Here is a 17,201-nt window from a genome sequence, read left to right on the forward strand (position 1 = left end):
GGTCAGGGGTGTGGTAACGATGAAGAGATACAATTATTTAAGTCCGATTCTGCTGATTGTCGTGGCATTAATCGTACGAGGACTAGTAACAAACGTATGTATGCTGTTTGGATTGTCGCAAGAGGTGTCCAGCAATATTGCGATGCTTGCCATGATTATTGTGGCTTTGATTATGTTCAACCGTATGACAAAAGCCCGGCGTAACAAGTAGATAGGTACGATATGCGATGAGTTAAGTAGATATAAAATAAGTAATTTTGAAAGCCCTTTATTTTATTTAAGGGTGAGGAACATGGAGGACTGGAACAAGTCACCAATACGGTAGATATGATACAAAGACGATGCTGAGATTCTTTTGCCTCGTCTTTTTTTGCGTCATATGTGAGAATCTCTTTATACACAAGAAAAGAAACGGCTCAAGATATTTCCTATGCCGCTTCACGATTCAGATTTCATTTTTATGTTAGTTCTGCGTGTGAACTAAACTTATGACATTATTCTTGAAAACCATTTGTGTTGGATGGAGAAAGTAGTGTGATTATATTAAGTTCTTTTCTCATGATCTAACCGCCGACGAAATACCAAAGCCGAGACAGCGAATATAATAAAAGATAATGTTGAAGCAGCAGTAACCATCTTCAAAACATTTCCTATCGGTGGATTAAACCATAGAGCAACAGAGAAGATTAAAACGGCACCAGTTAAACCCATCCCCAAAATCGAAAATGCTAAAATTTTGTTCATTAAATCACCTCATATATACAGACGCAAAAATGGGGGGAACAGTTTTTCTCTTTTTGCCTACATGGGGAGATATTTTCGAAGAAGCTCATATAAGAGTATTGACGTTCAATTCCTAACGTTTTAGACTGAATATATAAATTAATAACAAATGCAATAACAAAAATAACAAACGAGATGAAAATCGCAAAAGTAGAAATCAATTAAAACCAATATAGCATTACGTTCATGGAAGCCGTGGAAAGCTAGACTCGTTTAACTGAATCAATGCTAGCTAACGTCTTATTTACTCCAATTTACGGGAGGTTCACTCATGACTATGATGGCTGAGAAACAGTATGTTTTTCAGGAAGGGCAGCATTTCCAGAGCAGTCATGCATCTACGCTTGCTGTTTTGCCAACTGGTTTAGTTATTGCGGCTTGGTTCGCGGGTTCATATGAAAAATCCAGCGACACCGCGATCTGGATGGCTATTCAGGAGAAAGATGGCTTGTGGTCAACGCCGCGCAAAGTAGCGGATGAAGAAGACATTGCCCATTGGAACCCGGTGCTGTATGCACATGGGAGTTCACTAGTCCTCTTTTACAAAGTGGGACACGAAATTACAGACTGGCATACGCGCATCATGCGCTCGGAGGATGGCGGGCAGACATGGACGGAGGCTCGTGAGTTGGTTCCCGATGATGTGGGTGGCCGTGGTCCGGTGCGCAATAAACCTTTACGGCTAACGGATGGAACCATTTTGGCTCCAGCTTCTATTGAGCGAATGGACACGGAGAATCCGGGCAAGCAGGTGTGGGAAGCTTTTGTTGATATTTCAACCGATGAAGGCATGACATGGACGAAAAGTAAACCTGTGCCGATGAATTTGTCTATTTATGTGGGGGCAAATCATTGGATTGCGAAAGGGCTGATTCAGCCTGCTCTATGGACTTCAAGTGCAGAAGATGTACATATGCTGCTTCGCAGCACGGAGGGGAGGATTTTCCGCAGTGACTCGGTGGATGGCGGCAGGACATGGTGTGAAGCGTACCCGACAGAACTGCCAAACAACAATAGCGGAATTGATGTCACACGGCTGGAGAGTGGCTTGCTTGCGCTTGTTTACAATCCCGTGAGCGGATATGCGACAGAGAGTCCCCGGACACCACTGGTGGTTGCTTTTTCGAATGACAACGGTGCGAGCTGGGGAGATGAATGGGTGCTTGAAGATGAGCCGGGAGAGTATTCTTATCCTGCCATCGTATCTCAGGGGCAGAGCCTGTATATCTCGTATACGTGGAAAAGAGACCGGGTTGCGTTCTGGAAACTGAATGTTTACACATCGGAATAAAGCAAGGGCCGCAGAAGCGCTGATCAGGCGTTTATTCGGTCCTTTCTGTCGTGATTACTTGTGAGGAGGTGTTCCTATGAATAGGCGAGTCAACAACATAAAGCCAATATTGGAAGTCATAGCGGTGGACGCGGCAGATGCCCAAGCGGCTGAGCAGGGGGGAGCCGATCGCATCGAGCTGGTATCGGCTATGTCCGAAGGTGGTCTTACGCCAAGCTACGGGCAGATTGAACAAGTCCTATCGCGGGTGTCAATTCCGGTGTATGTCATGATCCGGCCTCATAGCCGCTCGTTCTGCTATAGCGCTGATGATCTTCAAGTGATGATCCAAGATATACGTGTGGCGCGGGAGCTTGGTGCCGCAGGCATCGTGATTGGAGCTCTCACCGATGAGGGAGAAGTAGATCGCTCCTTTTTACAAACTTGTCTGTTAAGCGCTCAGGGGCTGGGAGTTACGTTTCATCGCGCCATCGATTCGAGTGCACATGTGGTGAGATCACTGGAGAGCATTGGTAGCATCAATGGAGGGAGTGAGGGTAAGTGCAGGTTTGAGTATGAGAAGGAGATGAAAACCAAGAGCGAGAGTGAAAGTAAGGACAGGAGCAGTAGCGAGAATAACAGCAAGGACAAGAGTGAGTGTGGGATTAATAGCAAGGGCGAGAGCAAAAGTGCATGTGTGAGTAAGAGCGAGGAGAGTGTCGTAGAGCGCGTGCTTACATCGGGAGGAAAGCCTACTGCCCCTGAAGGTTTGCTCGAACTACAGCAGCTGCAGGAGATGGGACAGATACTAAATATATCGATTATGGCCGGTTCGGGTGTCACGATTGAGGGGATTCCAACCATCGTGAGCCGAACGGGGATTACCGAGATTCATATGGGATCGGGTGTGCGACATGGATGGAGTTTTGATCATTCTGTAGATACGCAGCTTGTCGCTCAGGCCAAAGCAGCATTGATTCGTGTAGTACAAGAGTTGCGGTAATAGTGTCCATTGTGTGGGTGGTGTGTTAGAAGTAGCCAACGTAGCGGTGGCTATAGAAGCGGATGGATAGCTATATTAGTTGGTGTAAAAGAGAATAGTTCAACTTATATAGAACAAAAAGTAACAAAAGTAACAAAAGCAATAAAAGCACTGAAAACAAAATGCACTTTTCATATAAAGGAGCGGAAAGCCATGAATTCAAAGCTTTCATCAGCACCAGCGGATTGGATCAAAACGGCTGCACAGGTCAGCCCATCCGAGCGCCAAGTGAGATGGCAGGAGATGGAGTTTTATGCTTTTATCCATGTTACCGTGAACACATTTACAGATCGGGAGTGGGGGACGGGTGAGGAAGACCCGGCGATCTTTAACCCTACTGAACTGCATGCAAAGCAATGGGTGGAGACATGTAAGGACGCAGGCATGAAAGGGCTGATTTTGACATGCAAACATCATGATGGGTTCTGTCTCTGGCCGAGCAGTTATACCAATCATACGGTTGCAGCAAGTCCATGGCGAAATGGTGCTGGTGATCTGGTGCGAGAAGTTGCGGATGCCTGTCGTGACGCCGGGTTGAAATTTGGGGTGTATCTCTCTCCCTGGGATCGTCATGAAGCATGTTACGGGGATTCGGAGCTGTATAATGCTTTTTTTCTTGCTCAGCTGCGCGAACTGCTGACGAATTACGGTGATATCTTCTGTGTCTGGTTTGATGGAGCATGTGGTGAAGGGCCCAATGGGAAAAGGCAGGTCTATGACTGGGACGCCTATTATGCGCTCATTCGTGAGCTCCAGCCGGAAGCGGTCATTTCGGTCTGTGGCCCGGACGTGCGCTGGTGTGGCAACGAGGCGGGACATACGCGCGAATCGGAATGGAGCGTTGTGCCGGCGCATATGCAGGATAATGAGAAGATTCAGGAGCAGTCGCAACAGGTGGATGATGGAGCGTTTGCGAGGAAAATCAACACACAGGACCGTGATCTGGGGAGCCGTGACGTCATTCGTGACTATGCTGATCAGCTGGTGTGGTATCCTGCCGAGGTGAATACCTCGATTCGTCCGGGCTGGTTCTATCATGCGGGTGAAGATGATCAGGTCAAAACGCTGGAGGAACTGCTCTCCGTATATTACGGCGCCGTGGGCGGCAACGCTTGTTTTTTGCTTAACCTGCCCCCAGACAAGCGTGGTTTGATTCATGAAAATGATGTTCAGCGACTGCGGGAGTTAGGTTCAGCGCTGCATACCACGTTCAGTGAGGACTTGGCGCAAGGCGCACAGGCGAAGGCTTCGGAGACGATGGACGAAGCACATGATGCTTCACAAGTGCTAAATCCGGATGGAGAGCGCAAACCAAAAGCTTATTGGTGCCCACGCGAAGGAACAGAGCAGGCGTGGATTGAATTGCTTTTGCCCGAAGAAAAGACCTTCGACCGTGTGATGCTGATGGAACACATCCAATCGGGACAGCGGATCGAACGATTCATGCTGGAAGTATGCGGTGAGGATGGTCGGTGGCAGGACATCTATGCTGGAACGGTGGTTGGATATAAGCGGATTTGCTGTTTTCCAAAAGTGACTGCTCGCCGGGTCCGGCTAACCATTCAGGAGTCCAGATGGGTTCCGACGTTATCTAGATTCAGTTTATTTTACAGTGAACGGGAGGACGTGTGAGATGGCGGTACTGACGGCTCGGGGGTCTCAATTCATGCTGGATGGAGAACCTTTTCAAATTCTTTCGGGAGCGATTCATTATTTTCGAGTGGTGCCCGAGTATTGGGAAGATCGGTTGCTGAAGCTGAAGGCCTGCGGGTTCAACACGGTGGAGACTTACGTGCCATGGAATATGCATGAGCCGCAGCCAGGAGAGTACTGTTTTGAAGGCATGGCGGATGTGGGGCAGTTTGTACGACTTGCAGGAACTTTAGGGCTGTATGTGATCGTTCGTCCAAGTCCTTACATCTGTGCGGAGTGGGAATTTGGCGGATTGCCTTCCTGGCTGCTTGCGGATGACCATCTGCGGCTTCGTTGTACCGATTCAGCGTTTCTGGCGCATGTGGATCGGTATTACGATGTGCTTTTGCCCAAATTAAAACCCCTTCTGAGCACCTCTGGCGGCCCCGTTATTGCATTGCAGATTGAAAATGAATACGGCAGCTTCGGAAACGATGCGAGTTATCTGCAATATTTGCGGGATGGCATGGTGCGGCGGGACATGGATGTGCTCCTGTTTACCTCGGATGGGCCAACCGATCATATGCTGCAAGCTGGTTCCGTGCCAGGACACTTGGCAACAGTTAATTTTGGGTCGGGGACCGAGTGGGCGTTTGCCAAGCTACGTGAATATCAAGCCGAGGAACCGCTCATGTGTATGGAGTTTTGGAATGGGTGGTTCGACCACTGGGGCGAGTCACATCATACCCGGGAAGCAGAAGATATAGCTAAAGTGCTGGAGGAAATGTTAGAAGCAGGCGCTTCGGTGAACTTCTACATGTTCCATGGCGGTACGAATTTTGCATTTTATAATGGGGCGAACTGTCAGCAAAAGGATCAATATGAACCAACCATCACAAGTTATGACTATGACTCACTGCTTAGCGAATCAGGTGAACCGACAGCGAAATTTTATGCGGTCAGAGAGGTTCTCTCGCGCTATAGTGGTTCTCAAAAAGAGGATCGTAGCTCTGAAACGGGAGGTTTGTTTTTACCAGAACCTATAGGAACGGCCGCTTACGGCAGGGTCGAGATGAGGCAACATGCTAGTTTGCTTCAGCAACTGAATGCACTGGCTGTTCCAATGCACCGTACAAATCCGGAGCCGATGGAGAAGCTGGGGCAGGATTACGGGTTCATCAGCTACCAGACACGGATATCCGGGCCAAGAGAACGACAGGAATTCGTTGTTCAGGAGGTGCGTGATCGGGCACTGGTGTTTGTAGATGGCTTGTTGCAGGGTGTGCTCGAACGTGGAAATGCTGAGACGACGATATCCTTTGAAGTACCAACAGAGGGCGCAGAGTTGCTCATTCTCGTTGAGAATATGGGGCGAATCAATTATGGGCCGTATCTGAGAGATCCGAAGGGTATCACGGAGGGTGTGCGGCATGGATTTCAGTTTTTGTATGATTGGACGATTCATTGCTTGCCGATGACCGATCTTTCGGGTTTATCCTTTGCTGTGCTGTCTGAGCTGGAGTACAGCGCAAGAACAGTTAAAGCGGAGCCATTTTTTTATCGAGGAAGTCTTCATATGGAGGATGTGTTGGATATAAAGGATACCTTTCTTCGTCTGGACGGATGGACAAAAGGAATTGTATTTGTAAACGGATTCAATCTGGGGCGCTACTGGAATAAAGGCCCGCAACAGACGTTGTATGTCCCTGCACCTCTTCTCCGTCAAGGGGAGAATGAGATCATTATATTTGAGCTTCATGGGACGGCAGATGCCGCTGTCATGTTCGTGGATCAGCCGGATTTGGGCTAGAAAAGGAAAATCGGTGAGCCATGCGATTATTGGCAATTGCCCTATGGGCTGGAACAAGGTATACGTTGGGTATGGACACCCATCACAGGAGAGGGAGAGGATGAGGAAGATGAAAGTTGGACTCAGCACGTACAGTTTGCAGCAAGCCCTGGATCGTAAGGAACTTACGGTGCCGGATGCCATTCGCTGGATTGCCGGACAGGGCGGGCAGCATGTGGAGATTGTGCCGATGGGCTTCAGTCTGATCGACAATCCAGCGTTAATGGAGGAGATCAAAACCACGGCTCAGGACGTTAGTATCGACATTTCAAACTATGCTATTGGTGCAAACTTTGCAGTTCAGGAGAATGCCGAGACTTTGGAAGAAGAAATTCAGAGCGTTATGCGCCACGTGGATGTTGCCGCTGCCCTAGGTGTGAAACTGATGCGCCACGATGTGGCTTTCCGGCCTGCACCGGAAGGGACTGTAGCACAGTTTGAAGCCGACCTGCCCGTGCTCGTCAAAGCCTGTCAGCGAATTGCCGACTATGCCGCAGGCTTTGGGATTACGACAAGTGTGGAGAACCACGGATATTATGTGCAATCGAGCGAGCGAATTCAGCGGCTTTTACATGAGACGGGGCGGGAAAATTTTAAGACTACGCTAGACATCGGTAATTTCCTCTGTGTGGATGAAGATCCGGTGAGTGCGGTGAAAAATAACATTCCTTACGCGTCCATCGTTCACGCCAAAGACTTCTACTGGCGTCCTTCCACCCGTAATCCCGGCGAAGGTTGGTTCCAGACCTCCCACGGCAATTATCTGCGCGGAGCCATCGTGGGACATGGTGATATCGACATGCCAGAGGTGTTCCGTGTGCTGAAGCAGTCCGGGTATGACGGATATATCTCGGTTGAATTCGAAGGCATGGAGGATTGCCGAACCGCCTCGCGCATTGCGATGGATAACGTGCGCCGTTTGTGGGATGAGGCGTGACACTGTGTCGGTATATGCCTTGCTGTGATCTGGCATCGCTATGCTATCCCGTGTCGATTGGTTTAGTGCTGTGAGATGCAGTGTAGTGTAGCGAGTCTTTTATATAGGAGGGTTTAGCAAGAAAGTAGACCGTATGAAAGAAGACGCAATTATCCGTTTTCTCTCAGATGAAATACATCGAAATGGGATCAGTATGAATGATTCAAGGTCGTGCTACTTTTTATAAAAAGCTTGCTCTGCCAAGCTGAACGGTATTCATTTTCGTTTTTAAACGGGAGGGATAGTGAAATGTCCAAATTAAAAGTCGCTGTCATCGGCGCCGGTTCGATATCCGATTGTCACCTGCAAGCATATGCCAGTAATCCGGAAGTAGAGATTTATGCGATCTGTGATCTGAACGAGACTCGTGCCGCTGATGTGGCTAAGCAGTATGGAGCAACTCATGTGTTTACGGACTATAGAGACTTACTCGCTCTGCCGGAAATTGATTCGGTTAGCATCTGCACATGGAATGATTCGCACGCCGAGATCAGTATTGCGGCGCTGGATGCAGGCAAAAACGTGCTGTGCGAGAAGCCGTTATGCCAAACCGTAGAGGATGCATTAGAGGTAGAGAAAGCCGTTCATCGCAGTGGAAAGCTGCTGCAAGTAGGTTTTGTTCGCCGCTATAGTGACAATGCCCAGATTCTAAAAAAGTTCATCGACGAAGGTGAACTGGGCGAAATCTATTATGCCAAAGCTTCCAGTCTGCGCCGTCTGGGCAACCCGGGTGGCTGGTTTGCGGATAAAAGTCGCTCTGGCGGTGGCCCGTTAATTGATATCGGCGTACATGTTATCGACATTTGCTGGTATCTGATGGGTAGACCAAAGGTGAAGTCCGTTTCCGCTAACGTCTCCAATCGGCTCGGCAACCGGGCAAATATTCGAAATCTTTCATTTTATAAGGCAGCCGATTACGATGCAGAACAGAACACCGTGGAAGATATGGCCAATGCATTGATTCGTTTTGAAAATGGAGCCAGCCTGCTGGTCGACGTTAGTTTCACTCTGCATGCGAAAGCCGATGAAACAGCAGTTAAGCTGTACGGCGATAAAGGCGGAGCCGAGCTGGAGCCCGAGATTTCGATTATCGGCGAGAAGTTCGATACCATTCTGAACATGACACCGCAGGTCGATTTCAAATCCTTTGACTTCATGGGTTCGTTCCGCAATGAAATCAACCACTTTATCGATAGCACGCAAGGCCGAAAAGAAACCCTTAGCCCCGTCGGGGACGGCGTGGAAGTCATGAAAATGCTATGCGCCATCTACGAATCCGCGCGCGAGGGCAAAGAGATCACGTTGTGAAAAATCATTTACACGTGCAACGGAGAGTGCAGCACCAATCTGGAGAAGCGGAGCGCTCGCCTGAAAGCTTTCTGCAAGAAAGCTACATCGGAAGCATACGCTACCACCGGATTTCCCCATCAGGGAAATAGTTCGAAGAAATCCGGGGGTAACAGCGATCGAAAGATGGCACTGCAATCGGAGTAGCCCAGTGTAAATCGGCCAGTAATCTTAAGTCATTTGTTCTACCCAAACGGAGGGATAAGTAACCCGACGTATCCAAGTTACCCGATCGACGAGGTGAAACCGTCTTGGCCCGTTGTGAAAATCCATTTACACGTGAAACGGAGAGTGCAGAACCAATCTGGAGAAGCGAAGCGCTCGCCTTTACCACCGGATTTCCCCATCAGGGAAATAATTCATAGAAATCCGGGGGTAACAGCGATCGAAAGATGGTACTGCAATCGGAGTGCCTTAGTGTAAATCCCCCTTTTACAACGTCAGAAATTTCAACTAAAGGAGATGCTTTATTTTGACTCAAACCAATCCCCCCCTGCCAGAGCAGGAAGAGCAGATCGTTGAAGCAGGCGTACACAACTTTAGCAAAGAAGACGAATGGGTAAAGCCGGAAGATCCACTGCTGCTGGAGCGGCTGGAGTGGTTCAAAGATCAGAAGCTCGGTTTGATGATGCACTGGGGGCCATACTCGCAGCTCGGCTTGGTGGAATCATGGGCGCTGAGCGATGAGGATGGCGACTGGTCACGGGATGATGTGGACTGGACGGAGGACATGGAGGACTTCAAACGTGAATATTTTGACCTGAACAAAACCTTCAATCCGATTCGGTTCCAGCCCGAGGAATGGGCACAGATGGCCGCCGACAACGGCTTTAAATACTTCCTGTTTACAACCAAGCATCATGACGGTTTCTGCATGTGGGATACCAAAACGACCGATTACCGGATTACGGGCAAGGACACGCCGTTTCACACGCACAAATATGCCGATATCTGCCGTGTATTGTTTGATGCGTTCCGAGCGAAGGGGCTCGGTATCTCTGCATATTTCTCCAAAGCGGACTGGCATACCCCTTATTACTGGGCACCGGGCATGGAGCGTAGACGGCATATGTGGCGCGGGCCTTCTTATGAACCACACAAGTATCCATGGATGTGGGAAAAGTTCGTGGAGTTCACTCATGAGCAGATCATGGAACTGCTGACGAATTACGGACGGATCGAGTGTTTGTGGCTCGATGCAGGCTGGGTACGCGAAGGGCGCCACGGTCAGGATATCCGGCTTGGTGAAGTGGTCGAGCGGGCGAGAAAGAGCACGCAGCCTTGGCTTTTATCCGCAGATCGCACTGTAGGCGGGCCGTATGAGAACATCGTCACCCCGGAGCAGACGATCCCGGAGCATCCGATGAATATCCCGTGGGAGAGCTGCATTACCGTCGGGCATTCGTTTGCTTTTGGCTTCGATGATCAGTATAAATCGGGCCGGCAGCTTGCACATATTTTGCTCGAGGTCGTATCCAAAGGCGGTAACTTGGCACTGAATGTCGGGCCGCAGCCGGACGGACGTCTACCCAAAGGGGCAATTCGAGGTATCAAGGGACTGGGCGAATGGCTGAACACTCACGGTGAAGGCATTTATGGCACCCGCATCTGCGCACCGTATTACACGAAGGAGTGGGCGTTTACACAGAAAGAAGAGATCAACACCGTATATGCCTTCCGCATGTATCGCAACGAGAGCGAGACCCTAGAAGAGCGACTGATCATTCCATATGTGGAAAAGGTGGAGCGTATTGAACTCATCGGGACGAATGACGTACTTTCGTTTCAGCAGACCGAAGAAGGGCTGCTCGTGGAGTTGCCACGATCCGCTGCAAGCAACCAAGCACCCATCACTCATACATTCAGATTGATCATCAAATCATAAAATCAGATGTCAATTCCGGGGGAGATATCAGTGCCTCCGGAATTTTATTTTTTATACATAGAACATAGAGAACCCCACAGTACATGGCTTTAAACACTTGCTGCACAAGGGTTTTTAGAATAAAGAGAGGTCGGAGAAAATTGCAAATTGATCAAAAAGACCCCAGCAAGGTACTATCAAATCAAGAAAGCGCTACCTGATATGATTGTTGACATTGATTGGATTGAAGGCATCGAATGAACGCCGAAAACTAACGTTTAAGGAATCTGAATGTAATGTATTATTACACTTGAGGCTGAGAAGGAGTGACGCAAATGAGTCGAGGTACAGATAGCATACCTGCGAACATGGAGCTGCAGCAATTACGTCAAACAGCGCCCAAGAAGCAGCATCCGTTTATCAAAAGCTTTAAAAAGCACTGGGAGCTGTACCTGCTTGTGTTGCCTCCGGTGTTGTATCTATTGATCTTCAAATACATTCCGATGGTGGGCGTGCAGATTGCCTTCAAAGATTTCAGCGTGGTCAAAGGCATCTGGGGTAGCCCATGGGTGGGACTCAAACATTTTGAAGCCTTCTTTAATTCCCCAAACTTCTGGCTACTGATCAAGAACACCATTGGCATCAGCTTTTATTCCCTCATTGCCGGTTTCCCTATACCGATCTTGCTCGCCTTGGCGCTGAACGAGATTCGAACGGGTTACTTTAAAAAGACCGTACAGATGGTCACCTATGCACCGCATTTTATCTCCACCGTTGTCATGGTATCCATCATCATTCTGATGCTCTCGCCGCATGTAGGCGTCGTAGACAAGTTATTTACCTGGTTGGGTTTCCCGATGACTAACTTTATGGGCATTCCCGAATATTTCAAATCGATCTATGTCTGGTCCGGGGTATGGCAGGGCATGGGGTACTCCTCAATTATCTACATCGCGGCCTTGGCTGGAGTCGATCCTTCTCTATACGAAGCGGCCAAGATGGATGGAGCCTCAAGGTTGCGGAAAATCTGGCACATCGACCTTCCCACCCTTGTTCCGGTGACCGTAATCATGTTGATTCTAAGTCTGGGCAGCATTATGGGCGTAGGTTTCGAGAAAATATATCTGATGCAGAATCCGCTGAATACAAGCGCTTCGGAGGTCATCTCCACGTACGTGTACAAGGTCGGTCTGATCGGAGCGAATTTCAGCTTCTCCGCGGCTGTCGGATTCTTTAACTCCATCATCAATCTGATTTTACTGGTCATCGTCAATAGCATTTCACGCAAAGTATCCGAGAACAGCTTGTGGTAAAGGAGGAGCATGTCTATGTTTAATCTGATCAATCGGAACCGTATCAAAGACCCCATTGGCGACCGAATTTTCATGACCATTAACTATATCTTTCTGATTGCCATTCTGTTAACGGTGTTCTATCCGCTCTTGTACATTGTCAGCTCCTCGTTCAGCTCGTCACGTGCCGTGACATCCGGTCAGGTGTGGCTGTTCCCGGTGGATTTCAATATCAAGGCATACATCTCCATTTTCAAAAGTGAGCAGCTCATGCTTGGTTTCTACAACACGATCATCTACACCGTGGTTGGTACGTTCATCAACGTGGCTCTGACCGTTATGCTAGCCTACCCGCTCTCCCGCAAGTCGTTCTACGGACGGGGAGCGATCATCATCTTCATGATGATTACGATGTTTTTTGACGGGGGTCTGATTCCGACCTACCTGTTGATGAAAGACCTGCACCTGCTGGATACCCGCTGGGCGATGTGGCTGCCCGGAGCGCTTGCTGTGTTCCAGGTCATCGTTGCGCGCACCTTCTTCCAGTCGTCGATCCCCGGGGAACTTGGTGAAGCTGCCGAGATGGACGGATGCCGGGATATTCGCTACCTGATCAGCGTGGTGCTGCCGCTCTCCAAACCGATTCTGGCGGTGATGACCCTGATGTACGCCGTAGGCCACTGGAATGCATACTTTGACGCACTCATCTATCTACGCTCCGAGAAACTGTTCCCGCTGCAATATGTGCTTCGTAACTTGTTAATTCTGAATGCGGCTGACCCGGCCATGCTTGCGAATACAAGCCAGCAGATGCGAGATCAAGGGTTCGAGCAGGTGCTGAAATATGCGCTGATTGTCGTCGCCAGTATTCCGATTCTGATCATGTATCCTTTTGTGCAAAAACACTTCGTCAAAGGGGTTATGGTCGGTTCACTTAAAGGCTAGTTTGCACATTTCATCCGTAGGAAAGAAGAAAAATCACTTTTCACGTATCCGATGGCAGCCGGTTCATGAAAGGAGGTGAGGGCACACGCCGGCTATATCAACCCGTATAGCTTAACCAAAGGTTTGCCGTTATGAATAAAAAGGAGGAGTCAGCTTGAGAAAATCCTGGATTTCAATTTTGTGTCTGATCTTCGCTTCGGTGACGATATTGTCCGCATGCAGTTCATCTGAAAAAGCGGGTACAGGTAGCGAGGGGAGCGGCGAGAGCGGCGGCCCGGTAACGATGACTTTTTTTGCTCCACAAGGTAAAGCGCCGATGGAAGACAATGAATTCACCAAGTTTATCGAAAAAAAGTTCAACGTGACCTTGAAATGGGATCTGGCCCCGACAGACGCTTTGCAGGATCGCAGACAATTGCTGCTAGCCAGTGGTGATTATCCTGAAGTGTTCCTGCATGGCAAATTCACCACCTCGGATCTTCAAACCTATGGTAAACAAGGCGTGTTTCTCCCGCTTCAAGACCTGATCAAGCAATACGGCCCGAACCTCACCAAAGTGATGGAAGAGAAGCCTTATTTCAAGGATGCCATAACGGCACCGGACGGTAATATCTATGCATTGCCTATTTTTAATGAATGTTACCACTGTACGTATGCGCAGAAGTATTGGATCAACCAAGAGTGGCTGGATAAGGTAGGGCTGAAAATGCCAACGACGACGGATGAACTGTATACCGTTCTGAAGGCGTTCAAAACCCAAGACCCGAACGGCAACGGCAAAGCCGATGAGATTCCGCTCACAGGTGCACCAAACAAATATGTGTGGAACGGCAACATCGATGCCTATCTGATGAACAGCTTCATATACAACGATAACGATAAATACCTGATTGTGAACGATGGCAAGGTCAGCTTTGCCGCAAACCAGGAGGGATGGAAGAAAGGGCTGGAGTATATGCACAAGCTGTATGCGGATGGCCTGATCGACCCGGCTTCCTTCACACAGAATGACCAAGCGATTGGTCAACTGGGGAACAAAGAAGGAGATGAAGTGGTTGGTTCCATTACAACGGCACTGGTGAGCTATCTGGTGAACACATATGACAAAAAAATTACCCGTCACCAGCACTGGGAGATCGTGCCCCCACTCAAAGGACCGGATGGTGTGCAGACGACTGGAGCAACGCAAAGTGTAGGTGAGTTTGAGTTTGCTATCACCAACAAAGCGACCGAAGCACAACAGATCGCAGCGATCAAAATTGTAGATTACATGTTCAGTGAAGAAGGTGCACTCTACGCAGAGTACGGCCCAACGGAAGGAAAGGGCTGGAAGAAAGCAGGCCCGGATGAGAAAAACATCAACGGCGAACCTGCCAAATACAGCTATTACAACCTGCCTGAACGTGATCCGAACGTGGTTGTGAACGAGAGCTGGTCACAGATCGGTGCGCATGATTTGTCCAATACGTTCCGTAATCTGTTTGCAGAGGGTCAAGATCCACTGTCTGCTGAAGGATACGGTACAAGGCTTGCTCAAGCGACGAAAGTATATGCCCCATACGCTCCCAAAGAAGTATATCCTGCCAACGTATTTATTCGTCCAGAAGATACTGAGACAGCAGCTCAACTGACCACCGCGATCAAAGATTATGTGCAGACCAACATGGCTCAGTTCATCATTGGTAGCAAGAGCATTGATAAGGACTGGGACTCATACGTCAAAGGATTTGATGGACTTGGATTAAGCAATTATCTGGATATTTATCAGCGTGCAATTGAGAAAAAGTGATGCAAAAGGACTGTCCCGCCTGTCACCCGTGACCGGGGCAGTCTTCTCCTATGACAACCCCACGTCATTCGATATAATGAACGCATAATTATGAAAACTTTGTGAACAGAGGCAAGGTGCAAGTGGTTTGTCGTCATGCAACATGAAATGGATTGGTGGGGGGCGCGGAGATGAACAACAATTGGTTCAGACGTTTGCTGTTATCGTATTTGCCTATTTTTTTTATTGTGACGACGATTTTATTTTTTATTTTCTTTCAGGTATTCAATGAGCAGAACCGAAGGGAAGCGCTCAAGGCCAATGAATTTTTGGCTTCACAGGTGACACAGTATCTGGATAATTCCTTGCGGTCCATTGATTTCAAGGTACTGCGCGAGATTTTGACCAACTCGAATCTGAAAAACTATTTCTCGGTATCTGGCAGCGAGGATGTCTATGCCGGCATTCAGGCCATTAAGGTTATCGATGAATTGAAGATAGAATACCCGCTGATCGACTCGATCTACCTGGTCAGGTACAGCGATAACACCGTTTTTAGCAATGGCAAGGCTGTTCCGATTAACGAATTCCCCGATGCAGCCTTTATTGCAGACAGCCGGATGAAGGATGAGCAGAAGTGGGTCGGTGCACGATCATTCAAGGCGTTTCCTTCCCAATCGGCGGAGCAGGTCATTACGGTTGTTCGGAATGTCGGGAACGGTAGAGGCCTTGTGGTGACCAACGTGGAGTTGAATACGCTGCAAAAATCCATTATGCAGATGTACGACCCTGAATTTACGTTTGTGAACATCTATAACCGATCCGGGGGAAGTCTTTGGCATGGTGGTACGCCTGATGCTGAGATGCTTGCTTCCAAGCCAGCTTCCGCTTCGGGAGAGGTTTTCTCTGAATTCACGTCCAGCTATAGTGGCTGGAAGGTACAGACGGGGCTAAATAACGGGAAAATTATCAAGTTTACGCTGCAATTTTATAATATCTGGTTTATTTTCGCTGTTGCTGTTGTGCTGATCGGGGTTGTGTGGGTCGTCTATGTGACGCGCAGAAACTATAAACCGATCCAGCAGATTGTTACCCTGATTCAGACTGTCTCCTCACAGAAACCGTCTGCACTGAACTATGGCAAAGAGAATGAATTCCGTTTCATTCATACCACGCTGGAGCGCATGATCGACCAGACGAAGCAATATCAGGAGGAGCATGAAGAGAATCTGATTTTGCAGAAGAAGGTCTTCTTTCAGGAACTGCTGGAAGGTACGCGGGATTACACATGTCATGAGTTGTCTGCGGAGATGAGCAAGTTCAAACTCCCTGAATTAGAGCATCGCTGGGCTGTGATGGTGGTGGAGATGGATCGATACGATGTGTTTGTGGATGAGTATCATCAGCAGGATCAAGCTCTCCTGAAATTTGTGCTGTCGAGCATTTTGCAGGAAAGTGCAAGGCAAGAAGGAACCGAGGTATGGGCAGAGTGGGTCTCGAGTCAGCGATTGTATGCCATCCTCTGGCTACCTGAGGCGGAACAGTCGGAAGAGACAGAGCAACGTTTGCTCAGCAGTTATCTGGATCAGGTGGGTCAGTATTTGAACTTTACCGTAACGATTGGTGTGGGCCGGGTTGCTGTAGATATTCGCGGGCTTCGGGCTTCGCTTAAAGAGGCTGTACACGCTCTGGAGTACAAGGCAGTACTGGGCACCAATCAGATCATACCGTGCGGAGATGTACCGAGTTCGACGAATGATGTGTATGAGTTTCTTAAAACCATCTCCTTGCTCGTGCAGGCGATGCGGCTGTCAGACGATATTTGGGAACAGCATTTTGAACGGCTGTTTAAGCAGATTCGCGAGTCTGTTCTGTCTCGTCAGGAGATTATGAACACGGTTCAGCTGTTATTCCAGCATTATAATCGTGAATTTGCCGAGCTTCCGCGTGAATATCAGGAGTCATGGGCGGCGATATTTACGCCATTGTTGCCACGGCTGGAAGGTTGGGAGACGCTGGATGATCTGCGCGAGCTGTGTCTGGAAGGGTTCCGGGAACTGGCGCAGCAGATGGAGACACTGCAATGCTCTCGTAAACATCGGTCACATATTCTGGAGATTCGCAAATATATCGAAGAGCATTACAACAATCCCGATCTGTCGCTGAATTACCTTAGTGATCTGTTCGATATCAATCCGAAGTATCTGAGCAAGCTTTTCAAAGATGAGATCGGGGAGAAATTCGTGGATCTGCTCATCAGTCACCGGATCGAAAAAGCCAAACAGCTCATGCAACAGACGGACAAAGCCATTCAGGAGATCAGTGAGGAAGTGGGCTATACCAACTACAATTCCTTCAACCGCGCTTTTAAAAATGTCGTCGGAATGGCTCCAAGCGACTATCGCAAGGCCATGTAAGGTCCTCGCACGACCA

Annotated in this window: 13 protein-coding genes; 12 read left to right on the forward strand and 1 reads right to left on the reverse strand. The window is 48.7% G+C overall.

Annotated features, from left to right (window positions below):
- Positions 1 to 19: 19 nt before the first annotated feature.
- Complete coding sequence (locus AC1VYS_RS01175; RefSeq protein WP_090924244.1) at positions 20 to 211, forward strand: hypothetical protein; 192 nt, start codon at positions 20 to 22, stop codon at positions 209 to 211.
- A 332-nt stretch (positions 212 to 543) separates the two neighbouring features.
- Here AC1VYS_RS01175 and AC1VYS_RS01180 read toward each other — a convergent pair whose 3' ends face one another.
- The gene (locus AC1VYS_RS01180) at positions 544 to 744 is read right to left on the reverse strand and encodes a hypothetical protein (protein WP_221790134.1); all 201 of its coding nucleotides are present in this window, start codon (positions 742 to 744) and stop codon (positions 544 to 546) included.
- A 310-nt stretch (positions 745 to 1,054) separates the two neighbouring features.
- Here AC1VYS_RS01180 and AC1VYS_RS01185 point away from each other — a divergent pair, with 310 nt between their 5' ends.
- From AC1VYS_RS01185 to AC1VYS_RS01235, 11 genes are all read left to right on the forward strand, one after another.
- A complete protein-coding gene (locus AC1VYS_RS01185; RefSeq protein ID WP_482912674.1) occupies positions 1,055 to 2,074 on the forward strand; it encodes a sialidase family protein in 1,020 nt (339 codons plus the stop codon).
- Positions 2,075 to 2,150: 76 nt separating this feature from the next.
- Positions 2,151 to 3,056: a copper homeostasis protein CutC gene (locus AC1VYS_RS01190; RefSeq protein WP_482912675.1), complete on the forward strand. Its 906-nt coding sequence runs from the start codon at positions 2,151 to 2,153 to the stop codon at positions 3,054 to 3,056.
- Positions 3,057 to 3,248: 192 nt separating this feature from the next.
- The gene (locus AC1VYS_RS01195) at positions 3,249 to 4,727 is read left to right on the forward strand and encodes an alpha-L-fucosidase (RefSeq protein ID WP_482912676.1); all 1,479 of its coding nucleotides are present in this window, start codon (positions 3,249 to 3,251) and stop codon (positions 4,725 to 4,727) included.
- 1 nt (position 4,728) lies between these two features.
- Entirely contained in the window at positions 4,729 to 6,537 is a 1,809-nt protein-coding gene (locus tag AC1VYS_RS01200) for a glycoside hydrolase family 35 protein (protein WP_482912677.1), read from the forward strand.
- Positions 6,538 to 6,646: 109 nt separating this feature from the next.
- A complete protein-coding gene (locus tag AC1VYS_RS01205) occupies positions 6,647 to 7,513 on the forward strand; it encodes a sugar phosphate isomerase/epimerase family protein (protein ID WP_482914877.1) in 867 nt (288 codons plus the stop codon).
- Between the two features lie 288 nt (positions 7,514 to 7,801).
- Positions 7,802 to 8,860, forward strand: a complete 1,059-nt coding sequence (locus tag AC1VYS_RS01210) for a Gfo/Idh/MocA family protein (protein ID WP_482912678.1) — start codon at positions 7,802 to 7,804, stop codon at positions 8,858 to 8,860.
- A 511-nt stretch (positions 8,861 to 9,371) separates the two neighbouring features.
- Positions 9,372 to 10,784: an alpha-L-fucosidase gene (locus AC1VYS_RS01215; RefSeq protein ID WP_482912679.1), complete on the forward strand. Its 1,413-nt coding sequence runs from the start codon at positions 9,372 to 9,374 to the stop codon at positions 10,782 to 10,784.
- Between the two features lie 347 nt (positions 10,785 to 11,131).
- Positions 11,132 to 12,076, forward strand: coding sequence for an ABC transporter permease (locus tag AC1VYS_RS01220; protein WP_420848966.1), 945 nt, complete (start codon positions 11,132 to 11,134; stop codon positions 12,074 to 12,076).
- A 15-nt stretch (positions 12,077 to 12,091) separates the two neighbouring features.
- Positions 12,092 to 13,000, forward strand: coding sequence for a carbohydrate ABC transporter permease (locus AC1VYS_RS01225; RefSeq protein WP_482912680.1), 909 nt, complete (start codon positions 12,092 to 12,094; stop codon positions 12,998 to 13,000).
- 154 nt (positions 13,001 to 13,154) lie between these two features.
- On the forward strand, positions 13,155 to 14,789 hold the full coding sequence (locus AC1VYS_RS01230; protein WP_482912681.1) for a type 2 periplasmic-binding domain-containing protein: 1,635 nt from the start codon (positions 13,155 to 13,157) through the stop codon (positions 14,787 to 14,789).
- 170 nt (positions 14,790 to 14,959) lie between these two features.
- Entirely contained in the window at positions 14,960 to 17,185 is a 2,226-nt protein-coding gene (locus AC1VYS_RS01235) for a helix-turn-helix domain-containing protein (protein WP_482912682.1), read from the forward strand.
- Positions 17,186 to 17,201: the final 16 nt, after the last annotated feature.

The organism is Paenibacillus sp. G34, assembly GCF_056856875.1.

Bases quoted from the DNA above. Each gene is read 5' to 3' on its own strand.
- AC1VYS_RS01200 (WP_482912677.1), top strand. From the start codon at position 4,729: ATGGCGGTACTGACGGCTCGGGGGTCTCAATTCATGCTGGATGGAGAA.
- AC1VYS_RS01180 (WP_221790134.1), bottom strand. From the start codon at position 744: ATGAACAAAATTTTAGCATTTTCGATTTTGGGGATGGGTTTAACTGGT.
- AC1VYS_RS01235 (WP_482912682.1), top strand. From the start codon at position 14,960: ATGAACAACAATTGGTTCAGACGTTTGCTGTTATCGTATTTGCCTATT.
- AC1VYS_RS01205 (WP_482914877.1), top strand. From the start codon at position 6,647: ATGAAAGTTGGACTCAGCACGTACAGTTTGCAGCAAGCCCTGGATCGT.
- AC1VYS_RS01225 (WP_482912680.1), top strand. From the start codon at position 12,092: ATGTTTAATCTGATCAATCGGAACCGTATCAAAGACCCCATTGGCGAC.
- AC1VYS_RS01210 (WP_482912678.1), top strand. From the start codon at position 7,802: ATGTCCAAATTAAAAGTCGCTGTCATCGGCGCCGGTTCGATATCCGAT.
- AC1VYS_RS01195 (WP_482912676.1), top strand. From the start codon at position 3,249: ATGAATTCAAAGCTTTCATCAGCACCAGCGGATTGGATCAAAACGGCT.
- AC1VYS_RS01175 (WP_090924244.1), top strand. From the start codon at position 20: ATGAAGAGATACAATTATTTAAGTCCGATTCTGCTGATTGTCGTGGCA.
- AC1VYS_RS01220 (WP_420848966.1), top strand. From the start codon at position 11,132: ATGGAGCTGCAGCAATTACGTCAAACAGCGCCCAAGAAGCAGCATCCG.
- AC1VYS_RS01185 (WP_482912674.1), top strand. From the start codon at position 1,055: ATGACTATGATGGCTGAGAAACAGTATGTTTTTCAGGAAGGGCAGCAT.
- AC1VYS_RS01190 (WP_482912675.1), top strand. From the start codon at position 2,151: ATGAATAGGCGAGTCAACAACATAAAGCCAATATTGGAAGTCATAGCG.